This is a genomic window from Mycobacterium sp. 155 (assembly GCF_000373905.1).
Classification (GTDB): domain Bacteria; phylum Actinomycetota; class Actinomycetes; order Mycobacteriales; family Mycobacteriaceae; genus Mycobacterium.
This window is the reverse complement of sequence record NZ_KB892705.1, coordinates 3,840,309-3,857,343: the sequence shown is the minus strand read 5'-3', so window position 1 is coordinate 3,857,343 and position 17,035 is coordinate 3,840,309. Positions and strand designations below refer to the sequence as shown.

At 64.4% G+C, this 17,035-nt stretch carries 16 protein-coding genes; 6 read left to right on the top strand and 10 right to left on the bottom strand.

Translation table 11 applies throughout. From position 1 onward, the window contains the following. Positions 1 to 25: 25 nt before the first annotated feature. Positions 26 to 583, bottom strand: coding sequence for a hypothetical protein (locus B133_RS0118320; protein WP_018603100.1), 558 nt, complete (start codon positions 581 to 583; stop codon positions 26 to 28). A gap of 321 nt (positions 584 to 904) precedes the next feature. On the opposite strand from B133_RS0118320, the gene B133_RS0118315 reads away from it, so the two are divergent. Next, positions 905 to 1,990 carry a bifunctional 2-polyprenyl-6-hydroxyphenol methylase/3-demethylubiquinol 3-O-methyltransferase UbiG gene (locus tag B133_RS0118315; protein WP_018603099.1) on the top strand — a complete coding sequence of 362 codons (1,086 nt, stop codon included), beginning with the start codon at positions 905 to 907 and terminating at the stop codon, positions 1,988 to 1,990. An 88-nt stretch (positions 1,991 to 2,078) separates the two neighbouring features. Continuing rightward, a complete protein-coding gene (locus B133_RS0118310) occupies positions 2,079 to 3,284 on the top strand; it encodes a bifunctional 2-polyprenyl-6-hydroxyphenol methylase/3-demethylubiquinol 3-O-methyltransferase UbiG (protein WP_018603098.1) in 1,206 nt (401 codons plus the stop codon). 80 nt (positions 3,285 to 3,364) lie between these two features. Here B133_RS0118310 and purU read toward each other — a convergent pair whose 3' ends face one another. Then, entirely contained in the window at positions 3,365 to 4,294 is a 930-nt protein-coding gene (gene purU / locus B133_RS0118305) for a formyltetrahydrofolate deformylase (protein ID WP_018603097.1), read from the bottom strand. Positions 4,295 to 4,458: 164 nt separating this feature from the next. Beyond that, complete coding sequence (locus B133_RS25220; protein WP_018603096.1) at positions 4,459 to 5,835, bottom strand: PGRS repeat-containing protein; 1,377 nt, start codon at positions 5,833 to 5,835, stop codon at positions 4,459 to 4,461. A gap of 861 nt (positions 5,836 to 6,696) precedes the next feature. Here B133_RS25220 and B133_RS0118295 point away from each other — a divergent pair. Continuing rightward, complete coding sequence (locus tag B133_RS0118295; RefSeq protein WP_018603095.1) at positions 6,697 to 7,131, top strand: hypothetical protein; 435 nt, start codon at positions 6,697 to 6,699, stop codon at positions 7,129 to 7,131. 305 nt (positions 7,132 to 7,436) lie between these two features. Beyond that, complete coding sequence (locus B133_RS0118290) at positions 7,437 to 8,690, top strand: amidohydrolase (protein ID WP_018603094.1); 1,254 nt, start codon at positions 7,437 to 7,439, stop codon at positions 8,688 to 8,690. A 4-nt stretch (positions 8,691 to 8,694) separates the two neighbouring features. On the opposite strand, the gene B133_RS0118285 is transcribed toward B133_RS0118290, so the two are convergent. From B133_RS0118285 to B133_RS0118255, 7 genes are all read right to left on the bottom strand, one after another. After that, positions 8,695 to 9,243 carry an NADPH-dependent FMN reductase gene (locus B133_RS0118285; protein WP_018603093.1) on the bottom strand — a complete coding sequence of 183 codons (549 nt, stop codon included), beginning with the start codon at positions 9,241 to 9,243 and terminating at the stop codon, positions 8,695 to 8,697. Continuing rightward, positions 9,240 to 9,758, bottom strand: a complete 519-nt coding sequence (locus tag B133_RS23035; protein ID WP_018603092.1) for a hypothetical protein — start codon at positions 9,756 to 9,758, stop codon at positions 9,240 to 9,242. Before B133_RS23035 ends, B133_RS0118285 begins: the two co-directional genes overlap by 4 nt. A gap of 10 nt (positions 9,759 to 9,768) precedes the next feature. After that, positions 9,769 to 11,472: a metallophosphoesterase gene (locus tag B133_RS0118275; RefSeq protein ID WP_018603091.1), complete on the bottom strand. Its 1,704-nt coding sequence runs from the start codon at positions 11,470 to 11,472 to the stop codon at positions 9,769 to 9,771. Positions 11,473 to 11,544: 72 nt separating this feature from the next. Continuing rightward, the gene (locus B133_RS23030; RefSeq protein WP_018603090.1) at positions 11,545 to 12,507 is read right to left on the bottom strand and encodes a DMT family transporter; all 963 of its coding nucleotides are present in this window, start codon (positions 12,505 to 12,507) and stop codon (positions 11,545 to 11,547) included. After that, positions 12,504 to 13,094, bottom strand: coding sequence for a TetR family transcriptional regulator (locus B133_RS0118265; RefSeq protein ID WP_018603089.1), 591 nt, complete (start codon positions 13,092 to 13,094; stop codon positions 12,504 to 12,506). The genes B133_RS23030 and B133_RS0118265 overlap by 4 nt, the downstream gene beginning before the upstream one ends. 62 nt (positions 13,095 to 13,156) lie before the next feature. Continuing rightward, positions 13,157 to 13,558 carry a MerR family transcriptional regulator gene (locus tag B133_RS0118260; protein ID WP_018603088.1) on the bottom strand — a complete coding sequence of 134 codons (402 nt, stop codon included), beginning with the start codon at positions 13,556 to 13,558 and terminating at the stop codon, positions 13,157 to 13,159. A gap of 20 nt (positions 13,559 to 13,578) precedes the next feature. After that, entirely contained in the window at positions 13,579 to 15,180 is a 1,602-nt protein-coding gene (locus B133_RS0118255) for a SulP family inorganic anion transporter (RefSeq protein WP_369751460.1), read from the bottom strand. 251 nt (positions 15,181 to 15,431) lie between these two features. On the opposite strand from B133_RS0118255, the gene B133_RS0118250 reads away from it, so the two are divergent. Further along, positions 15,432 to 16,322, top strand: coding sequence for a DUF732 domain-containing protein (locus B133_RS0118250; protein WP_232423321.1), 891 nt, complete (start codon positions 15,432 to 15,434; stop codon positions 16,320 to 16,322). 53 nt (positions 16,323 to 16,375) lie between these two features. After that, complete coding sequence (locus tag B133_RS0118245; protein ID WP_018603085.1) at positions 16,376 to 16,984, top strand: TetR/AcrR family transcriptional regulator; 609 nt, start codon at positions 16,376 to 16,378, stop codon at positions 16,982 to 16,984. Positions 16,985 to 17,035 lie beyond the last annotated feature (51 nt).

Below are 17,035 nucleotides of genomic sequence, written 5' to 3'. Positions count from 1 at the left end.
CCGGCCCTGTAACTCTGACGCATGCTTACTTGCACAAGTCGACGATCTGCTGCCTGGTGTGATCAGCTTCGACGAGTCGCGTGGACTGAGCAGGATCAGTGTTCTGCACTCCGGCCAAAGCATTGATTCCGATGTCTTGTAGCGAGGTGGCGAAAGACCGAACGGGATCGGCAAGCGATGCCGGCGTCGCACCGTCGAGACTGTTCAGCAGGTATTGACCGCCGCCGAAAAGCGCCAAGCGGGAGTTGGCCGCCACGGCCGCCTGCGCCACCGGATCAGGGCCCAAGCTCGTGTGCGTTTGCAACGGCACTGCCTTGCTCACCACGCCGAAAGCGGTGCACACGCGCGTTTTCGGATCGCCGGAAAGGTTCGCGGCTCCAGCGCCGCCTGGTGACGGGCTCTTCGCGGCCCATAGGGCAACGGCGACAGCAGCCAACGCAATCACCAGCGCGGCGGGCGCCATCCAACGGGACATTCCTTGTGGCGCAATCTGCACCGCCGACCGAGACACCTCTCGCCGCGGTGTCTCCTCGGCAAAAGTCTCATCGGAATGGGTGCGAACATCGTCATGTGAATCCGGCATGTGACGATGATAGCGGCTGAAGCCCCTGCCACGATGGCCCGCGATCCGTAATCACCCAGTACCACAAGCCCTTCTGCTGCGATTCGACACAGTTTCAATTCCCTTTTGAGTTTGCCGTCCGAGCGTGTGTCAGCGGTAATCGGAGTAAAAGACTTATATTTTAGGGATCATGTTGGTTGCGATAATCGCAAGATCCCGTGCTGTAATTCGGTTTACGTAGTTGTGCCAACACATCGAGATAGTCGCGAATTACGGTGGTGCTGCTCAACACGTCTAAGCTGTTGCCTGGCAGGAGCACGTCCCGTGGTGTAGAGAGATCGCATGGATAATCCGCCGTGTGTGTCAGCTGATCCCGCACTGCTGCGTGAAGCCTTGGCGCGGCGCTTGTATCGCCGCGCGTTGGTCACGGGTGAGATCAGCTTGCCCGCCGTTCCCAGCATGGTCGACGAGTATGTGGCGATGTGCGACAGTGTCTTTGGTGGTGTGGGGCGCAGGTTCACGGCCGAACAGCTCGCTGACCTCAAGGTGATACTCGAGGAGCAATTGGCGGAAGCCTACGCAGCGTCGCCACGTTCGACCATCGTGATCTCGTTCGATGCCCCCGTCGGCACGGTCTTGAATTATCACGTCAAAGCGCAGTGGTGGACGCTCGAGAGCGCCTACGACAATTGGCTCAGCACACGTCAGCCACCTCTGTTCGGGACGGAACCAGATGCTCGCGTGTGGGCGCTGGCGTGCGAAGCACCGCAACCCCGAAGCTGTCCGGTACTCGATATCGGCGCGGGAACGGGGCGCAACGCCCTGGCCTTGGCGCGACGCGGCCACCCCATGGACGTCGTGGAACTCACCCCGAAGTTCGCCGAGATGATCCGGCACGATGCCGCACGGGAATTACTCGATGTCCGCGTCATCACGCGTGATGTCTTCGAGACCATCGACGATCTGCGGCGGAACTATCACCTGATTCTGCTCTCCGAGGTGGTGTCGGATTTCCGGACGACCCGGCAGCTGCGCGGTGTGTTCGAACTCGCCGCCCAGTGCCTGGCGCCCGGTGGACGCTTGGTGTTCAACGCTTTTGTGGCGCGCGACGGTTACGTCCCCGACGCCGCCGTGCGTGAACTCGGCCAGCAGACGTACACAAGTATCTTCACGCGACCCGAGATATCGGCTGCCGCAGCCGGTTTACCTCTTGAATTGGTTGGGGACGACTCGGTCTACGAATACGAGAAGGCCCACCTGGCCCCGGCTCATTGGCCACCCACGAGTTGGTACGCGGAGTGGGTCAGTGGTCTGGATGTATTCGACGTGGAGCGGGCGGACTGCCCGATCGAGATGCGCTGGCTGGTGTATCAGAAGATCGGCGGCCCGGGTGATCAGTCCCGGATGGTTGATGTGACGTGCGGGTGACTGGCCAGCTGCAAAGTAGGCTTCACCGTACGAGTGCTTCCCGTTGGGATAGTGAAAGTTATTGAGCCGTCAAGGAGTAACCCCCGTCATGAGTGAGGATCCACGCACCGATGTTGTCTCCCGCCAGTATGAGCGGTGGACCTATCCCGAGCCGATAGAGGATCTGGAGGCTTGGCTCGAGGACAACTGGCAGTGGTTCGACCCGATTCATGCACACCGCATTCTGTGGCCGGATCGGGAATATCGGCCAGATCTGGATATTCTGATCGCGGGTTGCGGCACCAATCAGGCCGCAGTCTTTGCCTACACGAATCCCGACGCCCGGGTGGTCGCGGTCGATATCAGTCGGCCATCGCTGGACCATCAGCACTATCTGAAGGGCAAGTACGGGCTGGACAACCTGGAGCTGTATCGGCTTCCGATCGAGGAGCTGTCCAGTCTGGGGCGCGACTTCGATCTGGTGGTGTCGACCGGCGTCCTGCATCACCTGGCGGATCCGCTGGTGGGTATGAGGGCGCTGGCCGGTTGCGTGCGCCGGGACGGTGCAGTCGCCGTCATGCTGTACGCAAAGTACGGCCGGATCGGAGTTGAACTGCTGCAATCGGTCTTTCACGACCTGGAGCTGGGCCAGGACGACACATCGGTGCGGATGGTCAAAGAGACGCTTTCGTCGTTGCCGGCGCAGCACCTGGCACGCGGTTATCTGAGCGCAGCGCCCGATCTGCGCTACGACGCCGGGGTGGTAGATACATTTCTGCACGGCCGCGATCGCAGTTACACCGTCGGGGACTGCATCGACCTGCTCGATTCCGCCGGGCTGGTATTTCAGACCTGGCTGATGAATTCACCGTACTACCCGCACGATTCCCCCAGCTCGACGAGCGAGCTCCACACGGCGCTCAACGCATTGCCCAAGCCCAAGCTCTGGTCGGTGATGGAGCGCCTCCAGACCTTCAACGGGTGTCATTTCTTCGTCGGATGCCGTCCCGATCGGCCAAAGGAGCGCTACACCATCGATTTTTCCACGCCCGCCGCGCTCGACTACATTCCGGTGATGCGGATGCGATGCCGTCTTTCGGGGGCTGACATTGTCCAGCCGGGTGGGCAGACCAGACTCGGGCCGGCCCAGCTGTCGCTGGTGCAACGCGTCGACGGGCGTCGCACGATCCGTGAGATTGCTGCCAGCGTGGCGGTAGGGCCGGACGGCTCGGCGGCGACCGAGAGATTCGGTCTTGAGCTGTTCGAGGGCCTGTGGCGCCTCGATTATATGACGATGGCCCTGAACCTCGACTGACAACAGGGCTGGCCGCTCGCTGAGCCTGCCGTCGCGGAAACATGGTGCACCACACCGGAGTTCGCGGCGGCAGCGCGGCGTCAGAAGACGATGGTGTGGTTGCCGGATCGGATGATGCGGTCCTCGCAGTGCCACAACACCGCACGCGACAGCACCGCGCGTTCGACGTCGGCACCCAGACGGGACAGGTCCTCCACGCTGTGGCGGTGGTCGACACGCACCACGTCCTGTTCGATGATGGGGCCCTCGTCGAGGTTTTCGGTGACGTAATGGGCAGTTGCACCCACGAGTTTGACACCGCGCTGCTTGGCGCGCCGATAGGGCGCCGCACCGATGAACGCCGGCAGGAACGAGTGGTGGATGTTGATCAGCGGGCACCCCACCTCGTCGAGGAACTGCGGGGTGATGATCTGCATGTAGCGGGCAAGCACCACGAGGTCGACGTTGCCCCGCAGCAAGTCGAGTAGACGACGCTCGGCATCTTCGCGGATATCTTTGTGCGCGGGCACGTGGATGAACGGCACGCCAAACGGGCGCACCTGGTCGGCGAGGTCGGGGTGGTTGGCGATCACCATCACCACCGACATATCCAGCTCACCACGTCGGTTGCGCCACAGCAGATCAAGCAGGCAGTGGTCCTGCTTCGACGCCATGATCGCGACGCGTTTGGGTTTGGCGGCCTCGGTCATCGTGAAGTCCATGCCGAACGGCGCGGCGACCCTCTCGGAGAAGTCGCGTTCCAGCTCGTCGCGCGCGGCGGCCAAACCTGGGAGATGAAAGATGGTGCGCTGCACGAACATTCCACCCGACGCCTGGGTGGAATGTTGATCCAACGACACGATGTTGGCACCCGCATCGGCCAGGAAGGTGCTGACGGCGGCGACCAGTCCCGGCCGATCCGCACAGCGCAGCAGCAGACGTCCCACTTCTGCGACCGGGAGCAGCGCGTGACCGGGCGGATATTCGTCACTGGTGGCGGCGGCACCGGTGGCACCGGATGCGGTGATCATCACGCGTCTCTCCTCATGACATGACATGCAAGAACACCGGGCCCATGTGGGACCCGGTGTTCTGCCGAACTACTTGCCGGTGTGGGGAGTCCCAGGGGCGTCGGGGGGCGACGCCCCTGGGATCAAACCGTGCGGAACTCTGTCGAGTCCCTGCGGCTAGCGGATTACGGAGCCTTCGACGGGCCGTTGCCGGCCGCGCCGTCGCTACCACCGGTGCCAGCCTTGCCGGTGGGCCCGCCGGCCTGGCCGCCGGGGCCACCCTTGCCGCCGACACCGGCCGTGGTGCCGTCGTTGCCGGCCTTGCCGTCGGTGCCGGTGCCGGTGGCCACGCCACCTGCGCCGCCCTTGCCGACGTTGCCGCCGGCGCCACCGGTGCCGCCGTTACCGCCGTCGCCGTCCTTACCGGCGCTTCCGGAGTTGGTCAGGAACGGGATAAACCCGCTGGAGCCGGCCGGGCCGCCGACACCACCGTTGCCGCCTGCACCACCGTTGGCACCATCGGCGCCGTTACCACCGTTACCGCCGTCACCGCCGTTTTGGGCGTTGATGCCGGCACCACCGTTACCGCCGTTACCGCCGTTACCGCCGGCGGCGCCGTCGCCGCCTGCACCACCGTTGCCGGCCCAGCCGCCGTTACCGCCGGTGCCGAACAGGAAGCCACCGGCACCGCCGGCGCCACCGTTACCACCGGGGCCGCCGTCCTGGCCGTTCGCGGACGAGGCGAACCCGTTGCCGCCGTTGCCGCCGTTGCCGCCGGCCACCACGCCGTCGGAAAGGGCGCCGTCACCGCCGTTACCGCCGTTACCGCCGCCGCCGAGGGCGTTGCCGCCGTTACCGCCGAGGCCCGCGTCCACGGCCAGGTTGCCGGTGGCGCCGTTGCCGCCGTTGCCGCCGTTGATTCCGCCGTCGGTGCCGCTCTGGCCGGTATTGGCGACGCCGTCGGTACCGTCAGAGAGTCCGTCGACCGGGTTGTCCGCGTCGGGTCGGGGGTTCACGCCGTCCAGGCCGTCGCGGCCCGCGCCACCGGCGCCGCCGTTACCACCGTTGCCGACGAAGAACGAGGCGTTGCCGCCGTTACCGCCATTGCTGGCCTCGACCGCGACGCCGGTTTGAGTGTCGTAGCCGCCGTAGCCGCCGGCGCCGCCGTTACCGCCGTTGCCGAAGAAGAGCCCGGCGTTGCCGCCGTTGCCGCCATTGGTCCACGTCTGCGAGGTGGCATCGTAATAAGCGTTGCCGCCGTTGCCGCCATTGCCGATCAACATTCCGGCGTTGCCGCCGTCCTGCCCCGGCGCGCCGTCCGCCCCGTTGCCGACGAAGATGTTGACGATCGGGATTGCACCGGCCAGGTCGAGCAACGAGTCCGCGATGCCGAACCCAGGCGCCAGGAATGAGTTAGGCGTGGGCAGCGAGTCAAACCCGGCTCCGAAGAAATCGGAAATCTCGATGGGGGCTGCCTGAGCTGCAGGCGCTGTCAACAACCCTGCGGCGGGGGCGCCCAGGATCATGCCGCCGGCGCCGATGGCGGCCACTGCCGCCATCATTGGCCGCCGCACCTGGCGAGAGCTGCTACCTCGACCGTTCGTGCGGATATTCTTGTGCTGCTTGGACATGTAGAAATTCTCCCCTCGGATAGTGCTTGACCACCAAGCTCGAGCAACGTAGCACACGTCCATTCTTCAGCGCCAAGTCTCTGACACTCCGGCCTCATTTAATTTTATTTTCAAGTAGCTGACACTTGACGCACCTTGCAAAAGACTGAGAACCCCTCAGCTCTTCTCAGGGGGCTACACCGCAGCCCTCCGCACCCCATCTGTGCAGTACAGACCCCATTTTTTATGCGTGCCACCCGACTGTCACGACACTGGCATGCCATCGTCAGGGCTTCATTCGCCGATCGATATTCGGTGGTTTATCAGGCTGTGCTCAGGTTCGAGATTCGCCGTAGTGGGCACTGCTGCCGTTCATCGACGTTGATCATTCGGACCGTCGAGTTAATAACGAGCAAACAGATTCACCATATAGATTTATATCTTGAAGAGCCATTTTTAGCGAACTGACAGAACGTCACCAAAGTGTGCTGTTTGCGGACCGTTTGAGTCATGCCATCTCGGACTCATCCGCTTTCATGGGCAGTAAAAGTAGAGGTGACAGCCGCTACCGTCGGTATCGAGATGAGCTTTCAAGCGCGATGCGGACGTCCGACGACGCAACCTCATTGTTTGCTGTGAGCAGGTCGGCAAATACGCACCCACAACCACTGGAACGGACCCGACACCGTCCCACCAGGCGTCCATCGGATCGGTCGGCACTGGCCCCCAGCAAGATGAACCGCGGGAGCAAACGCGTCAGGTACAGTGGCCCATCTGTTGCCGCCATTCGCCGACGCACAAGCTAGGAGCACGATGAATATCACTCTGCCGGTTGCCGTTTCCGTGATCGGCGCGGGTCTCACCGCCGCCGCTTGCGTCTTCGCAAGCCCGGCTTCGGCAGACGACCTGGCCGGTGCGTACACCCTCGACATCGCCGGCTCAGACCAGGGCACCTGGGCGCTTACACCGTGCGATGATTCCTTCGTTCCCTGTGTACACGTGGCGCAGACGGGCGGTGAGGCGCAGCCGTGGAATGCCGACGCCCACTTGTCTGTCGGTTACTGGACCATGTTCGTCGATCGGCCAGATGCGATCGGTTGCAAGGACGGCAGCGTCCATCCCGGCCAAGTCTCGTACTCGTGGGACGCTGTCACGCTTTCCGGCTGGACCAGCTCTTATAACACCGGGGTTTGTGGCGACAAAGCTCAAACTCTTTCCGCACCGTTCACCCTGATCAAGGTGAATTGACGGCTGTCCCATAGGGACTTGAGTGTGACGACAACGTTCACGACCGCAAAAGCGTCTCGTGGCAACCGAACTCAACGGATCCATTGGCATCTGCCGGCCGATCCGAGTGCGGAATGCACCCGACCACGACACCGCGGCGGGCAGCGGTAGCCGAACTCGTCTTGATGCCAAGGCTTCTCGTAAAAGCTCAGCGATGAGCGGGCAGGTTCTTCGAGGTTTCGCCGCCAACCCAGCCACCGTGCACGGGGCTTCACCCACAGCGTCGCGGCTTACGATGATGCAAGCACCGACTGGGAGGGGCGACTGTGACAATCGATTTGCCGAAAAACTGGTCCGCCCGGCTGGGTGCGGCACTCGCTGACTTCTATCGCGACCTGCACGTACACCCCGAGCTGTCATTTCAGGAACACCGCACCGCCGAGAGAGTCCAGCAGGCGCTCGCGCCGCTCGGTCTTGACGTGGCTGCTGGAGTCGGCGGCACCGGCGTGGTGGCAGTCCTGGCCAACGGACCCGGGCCGGTCGTCTGGCTGCGTGCCGACTTCGACGCTCTTCCCGTGCGGGAACAGACCGGTCTGCCCTATGCCAGCACGGCGCACGCGATAAATCCGGACGGCAAGGATGTCCCGGTCATGCATGCGTGCGGGCACGATATGCACGCCACGGCGCTCGTCGGCACCCTGCAGCTATTGACGGAGCTCAAGAAACGCTGGTCAGGCACCGTGGTCGCGGTGTTCCAGCCGGCCGAGGAGATCGGCGGCGGCGCAGCCGCGATGATCGCCGACGGCATTCTGGACCGTTTCCCCTCCCCAGACGTGGTTCTCGGTCAGCACGTCGGCCCGCTCCCGGCCGGGGTGATCGCCTACAAGACCGGGGTGGCGATGGCCGCGTCCGACTCGCTGAAGATGCAGCTGTTCGGCCATGGCGGGCACGGCTCACAACCGGATTCGACCGTGGACCCGGTGGTGATGGCGGCCAATGTTGTGCAGCGTCTGCAGACGATCGTGTCGCGGGAGCTGTCACCGTTCGACCCCGCCGTCGTCACCGTCGGCTACCTGCACGCCGGCGCGAAAGACAACGTCATTCCCGACGACGCGGAACTCGGGATCAATGTGCGCACTTTCGACGAGGGGGTGCGAAGCAAAACGCTGGCGTCGATCACCCGGATCGCCCAGGCCGAGGCGACGGCCTCCGGTGCAAGCAAAGAACCCTCGGTGAGCACCACGCACAGCTTCCCGGTGACGGTCGTCGACGACCCCGTCATGCAGGAACTGGCCACGGTGTTTCGCAAGCACTTCGGCGCAGAGCGGGTCATCGAGAATCCCGAGCCGCTCGCCGCAAGCGAGGATGTCGGTCACTTCGGCACGACCGCGGGTGCTCCGACGGCCTTCTGGTTCTGGGGTGGTTACTCCCAGGAGCGGTTCGACGAATCGGCCCGCAGCGGCCGACCGGTACCGACCAACCACTCCCCGCTGTTCGCACCGGTTCTCGAACCCACGCTGTCCACAGGCGTCGAAGCTCTCACCGTCGCAGCGCTTTCGCGTCTGAAGACGACGCGCTGAACGCTCATGCGCTCAGCTTGCCGGTCATGAGGATCAATTGGTCGAGTAAGACGCCCAATTCGCCGTCGCGTCGATCCTGCGGGGCGAACCCGTCACCACCGAAGTCCTGGAACAGTGACAGTGCCACCTGGGCTCGGACATCGAACATCTGAAAGTTGGCGACGATCTGCCGCCACTGCTCGACGGCACGGATCCCACCGTCTGCACCGTAGGACACGAACGCGACCGTCTTGCGGAACCATTCGTTGCCGAGACTGTCGAAGGCGTTCTTCAACGCACCAGGGACCCCGTGGTTGTACTCCGGGGTGACGAAGATGAATCCGTCACACGAGTCGATCGCCTGGCTCCAACGTGTGACGTTCGGCGAATCGTATTGCTTGTTCGCCGCCCCCGGAACCGTCGCCGAGGCCAGCAGGGGAACGTCGAACTCTTTGAGATCCAGAACCTCGAAATCAGCGTCGGTGCGCTGCGCGGCGCCTTTGGCGACCCAGTCACCGACGGCTTTACCGTTGCGGCCCTCGCGGATTGACCCGACCACAATCCCGATCCTCATGAATTCTCCTTCACTGCTGGGCTATTCGATTGTGTCTGCGGGGCAGTGCGCCATCGCTGACGTGCTGAGGGCTCGATCCGCCGAACGAGCACTTCGGTAGCAATCAGCAACACTAGCCGCACCGCGTTGACCCGGTGCCAGCGTGCGATCAGTGGCGGTTGCGCTTCTGGCGCGATTTCGCCCCTGAGAAGCGGGATGTTGATGCATCGGATGAGGTAGGTGCTCAACCCGAGCGCGGCACCCAGCGTCGCGCCCGCTGCTACAACGGTTCGACGGTCCGCGCCGCCCTTCAACCCCCGGGCCAGCACCACCGAGGTCCCACCCATGGCTGCCGGGGTGATGGGCGCGTAGTAGGGCGCCGGGCTGCCGCCGGCGAGGATGCCGGGCTGCCGGTCACGCGACCCGGCGATCAGCTGCGGAACACCGACCACAGCCTCGTAGGCGTTCCCGAAGAACCAGGCTGCCCGACCGAATCGAGCGACGGTGACTGCCGATGGCAGTGCCGGTTTCGTCATGTAACCGAGGCTACGACGCTTGGCGACGGTAAGTGACCTTGTCGAGTTCGTTGCCGTATTCGTCGACGGCGACGACGTCCATCTCGCTGACGAACGTTCCGGGCCTGACGTCGGCTCGGATGAACGCGTAGTTGCGGAACCGCACGCGCGACCAGGCGACGGCTTCAGGGTTCTTGTCCCCGTTGGCATCCCAGACATAGCTGTTCGGGACGAAGGTGTCGGCGATGTCGTGGCCGCGATAACTCTCCAACTCACCGGGCTGGAAGTTGTAGCGCGGCCGCCCGCCCGAGCCCACCGTGTAGTACACCGTGCCGTCCGTGTCGGGGTAGACGATGGCGTTGTCTCCGGCGACCCGGGTCGGGGTGCCCCCGCGAAGCGGATCGGTCCGCTCGAACACGTGATTGTGGCCCTGCAACACCAGATCCACTCGATACCGGTCGAACAACCCGACCCATGCCGCGCGGACCCCGCCGTCGCTGGCGTGCGAATCGGTCGTCGAATACGCACAGTGGTGGAAGAAGCAGACGATGAAATCGATGTTGGGATCGGCCCGATGCGCGGCCAGTGTGCTTTCCACCCAGGTGTTCTGCGCACCATCGGAGTAGCCGGTGTTCGCCTTGATCTCATAGCTGACGTCGTTGGCGTCCAGGGAGAGCACCGCGACGTTGCCGTACACGAACGAATACACAGAAGGGCAGGCCGCCGGGCCGGTGCCCGGAAAGTCGAGTCGGGCCAGGTGGCCGGCATACCCATGCACCGGATAGCTGGCTTCCATGTCGTGGTTGCCGGTGGCGAACATCCATGGCGTCGTCGCGGCGCTGCGCTCGATGGACCCGAAGTAGACATCCCAAACGAAGGGATTGAACTTATCGAACCCGGATGGCGGGTTGCCGCCGCCCGAGGGCACGAACGCGCCCGGCTTGCCTGCCCCCGACGGATCGGCGTAAGCGATATCCCCTGCCAATACATGAAAGTCGGGCTGCGACGCGACGATCTGATTCAGCAGGTTACTGGTGTGGGCGATGGTTGGGTCGTTGTCGGCCTTGTAGTAGCGGTCGTCGTAATCGCCGGGTACCAGTCCCGGTGGCAGCACCGGAGTGTCGTCGGTCCCCTGGTCGCCCAGCATCGTGAATCGGAATGGAACCTGCGCATCACGTGCGCTCGGCATCGCCGTGGACGCCGACAGGACGTCGCTGACGAAACCGTCCTCGGTGCGCCACCGGTAAAAGTGCCGCGCCCGGCCCGGCAGACCGTTGACGGGCACGTGCGCGTAGAACTGCTCAGCGGCCAGCACACCCCCGCGACTGTCCGGGATCTGTGTCACGAGGTTGCGTACCTCGGCCTCGACCGTCGCGCCCAACACCGGCGTCGGCCCGTGATCGACGAAGACTTTCAAGTTGCCGGGACTGCGTGACAACTGTGCCGCCAGCCGCAGTTCAGAGGCAGCGTCCGAGCCGTAGCCCACTCGACGATTGGCCACCGTCAGCGGAGCGTCAGCGGCGTAGGCGCGGTGACCGAACGGTGAGACACCCAGCCCGGCGACCGCCGCCAACGCCGCCGACCCTTGCAGAAAATTCCGTCGCGATACCCGGTGCCTGCGCAGATAGTCCCGATGCCAGTCGTATTGCTCGGCCATCGTTATGCCGGTGGCCACGGCGGCCGGGATACCGGTGTCCGGGATCTCACCGGGTGCCGTCAGACGTTGCGTGCCCACAGTGAAGATGGTGGTCCAATCCGTATCCCTACGCCGCGCGACGCGTCGAACACGTGGTTACGTCCGAGTGAATCATTGCTCGCACGCGAGGGTCGTGGGGTTGCGAATTGGTTGTGTGCCGGGCGTATTTGCGGGCGTACTCAGCCGGTCGCGGGACGCCGGGAAGGTCAGCGCGACAAGTGACAGCGCGATCAACGCGACCCCTGCCCACCCGACGGCACCGACATTTTCATGCAGGATCGCAACCGACAGCACAGTCGCCACAGCGGGCTCGAGGAGGGTGATTGTCGTGGCCGAGGTTGTGTCCACGTGTGCCAGCCCGTAACTGAAGAAGACGTATCCGAGGAACATCGGCAACACCGCGAGATAGGTGATGACACCGAGTCCTGCGGGCGACCCGACGACGGTGTCACTGGTCGCCACGAACACCGGGATCAGCAGAATCCCGCCGAGTCCCAGGACTGCTGCGGTGGAAGCACCTCGGCTCACTCGGTTGTCCATGAGTCGGCGCAAGACCCAGGAGTAACCGGCATACGAGCCGCCCGCCGCCAAGCCCAGTGCAACGCCGAGAACCGCAGAGTTCGCCGCGCCGGTCGTCGCGACCGAGTGGCGCGACATACTCAGCAACCCGCTGCCCACGATGCCGAACCCGCAGGCGAGCGCCCACTGCCGGGTCAGCGCCCGACCATCACAGACGCGCTCGATCACGGCCGACGCCAAAGGCGCCGAGGCCAAGGACACTACGCAGCCCAGCGCGACGCCGCCGATGCGCATCGAGCTGTAGAACGCCAACGGATATGCGGTGACACAGACTCCCCCGAACGCTACGAGCTGAATCCGCGCCCGAAGCCGTGCACGGTCGCGGTACAGCGCGCGTGCATTGACGCCGATCTGCAGCAGACCGCCGATGCCCATCGCGCCGGCCCCGACCGTGATCGGACTGACCGACGGCGCCAGCGCCGATGCCGTCCCGGTGGTGCCCCACAGCAACGACGCGACGACGATGGCCGCGAATCCGGCGTTGCGCGATGTCACAGCGCGGCCATCAGTGCAGCGGCCATGGTGCGGGCATGTTCGATGCGGTCGGCTCGGCCTTCCAACCCGGCGCGCGCCATCGCTCCCTCCAACAGGAAGGACAGATGCTCGGCGACGCCGTTGGCGGCATCTTCCCCGCAGATCGCGACGAGCTCCGTACGCAGGATCTGCTCTACTTCCTCCTTGTGGGCCCGCACAGCCTCCCGGCCCGCATCTCCGGCCGGCAGCTCGGCGGCCGCGTTGAGGAGTCCGCAGCCGCGGAAGCCGTGGTCATATGCGAGTTCAGCGTGATCGGTATACGCGTCGAACACCGCAAGCACCCTGTCTTGGACGGTCACGGCCTGTCGACACCGCTGCGCGTACAGCGAAAGCCACTCCGCGTGGCGCTCTTCGAGGTAAGCCGCCACCAGCTCCGCCTTGGACCCAAAGTTGTTGTACAGGCTCATTTTCGCCACACCGGCATCGGCCGTGACCATGTCGATGCCGGTTGCGGCGATACCGTCGGCGTAGAAGCGGCGTGCTGCCGCGTCCAACAGCCGCCGCCGCGCTTGCCCGCCCGGACGCCCACGTTTGGTCACGGCGCCCATGCTCTCATTTACTAGGTAGATCTGTCTATTAATTGACGTTCTACCCTCGCTCCCGCACTCGATCAGCTGCGGTAATCGGCCAGCTGGTTGGTCAGTTCATGGGCGTAGGCGAGTTGTCTGGAGAGTTTGTCGCACGCATCTTGAGCCCGGGCGTGACATTCGGCCACAAAGGCGATGGCCTGGGCGCGTTGGGCTTTCGCTGCAGAGGCGGCGTTGAGCGTGTCAAGCGCGGCGAGCAGTCGGTGCATTTCGTCGAGGCTGAAGCCCAGGGGTTTCATGCGGCGAATAGCCAGCAGCCGCTCGACATCGCTGGTGGTGTAGAGACGAAATCCCCCGGCTGAGCGTGCTGACGGCACCACCAGACCGACATCGTCGTAATGGCGGATGGTCTTGATGGACAGTTCTGTGCGGGCGGCGACCTCGCCGATCTGCAGGTGCTCGATACCGGTGTCAGAGCTGCGCACGTCGGATCTCCTTGGCGTGGCTAGTGTTCTGCGGTGAGTTGGCCGCTGAGCCGGGCGTGACGTTCGGCGCTGTTGTCGTTCATTCCGACAATGCTGGCGGTCTTACCTTTGGCGGCATATTTGGTGGTGATCGCGTCCAGGGTCGCCACGGTCGACGCATCCCAGATGTGGGCCTGACTCATGTCGATCACGACGTTGTCGGGGTCGCCGATGTAGTCGAACTGGTAGACCAGGTCGTTGCTGGAGGCGAAAAACAGCTCACCTTTGACCGCGTACACCCGGGTGTTCTCGTCGGGGTGGGCGATGTCGACGACCTCGGTCATGTGGGCGACGCGGCGGGCGAACAGCACCATGGCGGTCAAGGTGCCCACGGCCACCCCATAGGCGAGGTTGGCGGTGGCCACGGTGACCGCGACGGTGGCCAGCATGACGGTGGTTTCGCTCTTGGGCATGCGCCGCAACGTTTTCGGGTTGACGCTGTGCCAGTCCAGGGTGCCGACCGACACCATGATCATCACCGCCACCAGCGCGGCCATCGGAATCCGGGCCACGATATCTCCGAGCCCGACCACCAATCCGAGTAGGAACGCACCGGCCAGAAAGGTGGAGATGCGGGTGCGCGCGCCGCAGGCTTTCACGTTGATCATGGTCTGGCCGATCATTGCGCAGCCACCCATACCGCCGAAGAACCCGGTGACGACGTTGGCCACGCCCTGGCCGAGCGCCTCGCGGGACTTGTTGGAGTGGGTGTCGGTGATGTCGTCGACCAGTTTGGCGGTCATCAACGATTCCAGCAGCCCGACTACGGCCATGGTCAGCGCGTAGGGAGCGATCACACCGAGCGTGTGCAACGTGAACGGAACATCAGGAATGAGCCAGGACGGCAGACTCGACGGTAATTGCCCTTCGTCACCCACGTTGGGTACCGACCAGCCCAGACCTACCGTGGCGGCGGTGAGCACCACGATGGCCACCAGCGGGGCGGGGACCACGGTGGTCAGTTTCGGCAACACCAGCATGACCACGATCGCCGCTGCCACCATCGGGTAGACCAGCCACGGCACACCGATCAGGTGCGGCAACTGGGACAGGAAGATCAGGATCGCCAGCGCATTGACAAAGCCGATCATCACGCTTCGCGGCACAAATCGCATCAGTCTGGCCACACCCAGGCCGCCCAACACCAACTGCAGCACACCGGCCAGGATCACCGTGGCGATCAGGTAGTCCAGCCCATAGCTGCGCACCAGCGGCCCCACCACCAGCGCGACGGCTCCGGTGGCCGCCGAGATCATCGCCGGCCGCCCGCCGACGATCGCGATCGTGACGGCCATCGTGAACGACGCGAACAAGCCCACCCGCGGATCCACCCCGGCGATGATCGAAAACGAAATCGCCTCCGGGATCAGGGCCAGCGCCACCACCAGGCCGGCCAGCACCTCGGTGCGCAACCGGCGCGGCGAGCGCAACGCACCCAGCACCGATTGCTGCTCGCGCGGGGAGAGCGCGTCGGGCAGTCGTTTCACCACAGCTCCGTTCCGGCCGCCGCACCCACTACCGGCACGGCGGACCATCACAATCGAATACGCTCGCTCGAACACGCGTCGTTGCGCGAAAGGCATTGCCAGAACGTCGGATTAGTGGACTCAACGAGAACGCTGCCGCTGCGGTTCAGCTGACCGCCACGTTCGGCGACAACACCAAACCCTACCCGTGGGGGAGGGTTGGGATCCAAATCGGCAGCACCGGCTGTGGGTAAGGCCACAAACCCCGCCGCGTACAAGAACTTTGACAACCGTCGCTGGGCAACCGCCTACCGGCGTTCCACAGTACTTGCATACCGCAACCGCCGAGTCGACATATAACAGTGGTGATGATGAATTGCGGATCGAGGAAGTGCCCGTTCTGCGGTGCTGACGTCGACCGCAGCGGCACGTGCGGTCGCTGTGGTCGACCGCAGGACGACACGGCTCTGACGGGGTGGCGCCCGGATCCCACGGCGCGTCATGAGGGCCGCTACTACGCCGCGGGCCGGCCGACGAACCGGGTGCGCGACGGCAAAGCGCAATCGATGGATCCAGGCGGCGGCCGGATGCTGCCGGACTATGTCGAGTTGCCCGCCATCCGATCGATCCGCTCGACGTGGCTCGGAACCGCCGCCGCGACCGTCATCATCGTCATGGTGGCGGTGGTGGCGTGGGTGCTGCTGACGGTTGCTCGCCGTCCACCTCCTCCGCCGGAGACCGGGTACCTCTCGGCATTGCGGGAAGCGGGGCTGACGGACCAGTTCAATTCCGATGCCAACGCCGTCGCCCACGGGCATCGGGTGTGCCGTCAACTCGAAGACGGCGGGCCCCAGCAAGGTTTGCCTGCCGACAAGATCGCCGTCGACTCGTTCTGCCCGCAGTTCACCCAGGGTTTCCACACCCTTGATACCGCCACTGTCTCAGGAATTTTCGTCGTCACCGACACCGCGGGCCTGGACGCGATCGCCTCCGACGGTGCAACGTGCGCGGGGGCCAACGGATATTCCGACGTGGGCCGGGACACGCAGGTCACCGTAAAGAACGGCAAGGGTGAGATCCTCGCGACCACGGCACTCGGCCAGGGCAAGGGCAACAGCACCAACTGCACCTTCTCGTTCAGTTTCCCCGTCACCGAGGGCCAGGACCGCTACGTCGTCTCGGTCGGACACCGCGGCGAGTTCAGTTACACCTTCGGGCAGCTGCGCGCCCAAGGCGTCCAGATTCGACTCGGCCACTGACGGCGCCTGTGCGCCGACAGTACGGTCCTGGACCGTACTGTGCTCACGGATCTATGGTGGGCGCTGTGCCCGAGACCGTCGACCTCGCCGCAGAGTCCTCTCCGTGGTCACCACGCGAGTCAGAACTGCTCGCCGTCACATTGCGGTTACTGCAGGAGCACGGCTACGAACGGCTGACCGTGGACGCCGTGGCGGCGACGGCCCGCGCGAGCAAGGCCACGGTGTACCGGCGATGGCCGTCGAAGGGCGAATTGGTACTGGCTGCCTTTATCGAGGGCATCCGTCAGGCGGCTGTTCCTCCCGAGACCGGCTCGCTGCGAGGCGATTTGCTGCGAGTGGGTCAAGTGATCTGCGAGCAGACCCACCAGCACGGCACCACCATCCGCGCGGTGCTCGCTGAGGTGTCGCGCGATGCCGCGTTGAGCGACGCGATGCAGCACCAGTTCCTCGACCAGCGGAAGGCGATGCTCGAGCTCATCCTGCGACAGGCCGTCGAGCGCGGTGAGATCAGTGAAGCCACGATCAGCGACGAGCTGTGGGATCTGATGCCCGGTTACCTGATCTTTCGCTCGATCATCCCGAATCGGCCGCCTGGTCCGGAGACCGTGCGGGCCCTTGTCGACGACGTCATGCTCCCCAGCCTTACCCGACCCGTCATGTAAGGCAGCATCCGAACTTTCAAGATCCTCTCAAAGCCTTGCCCGAGGCAGTCC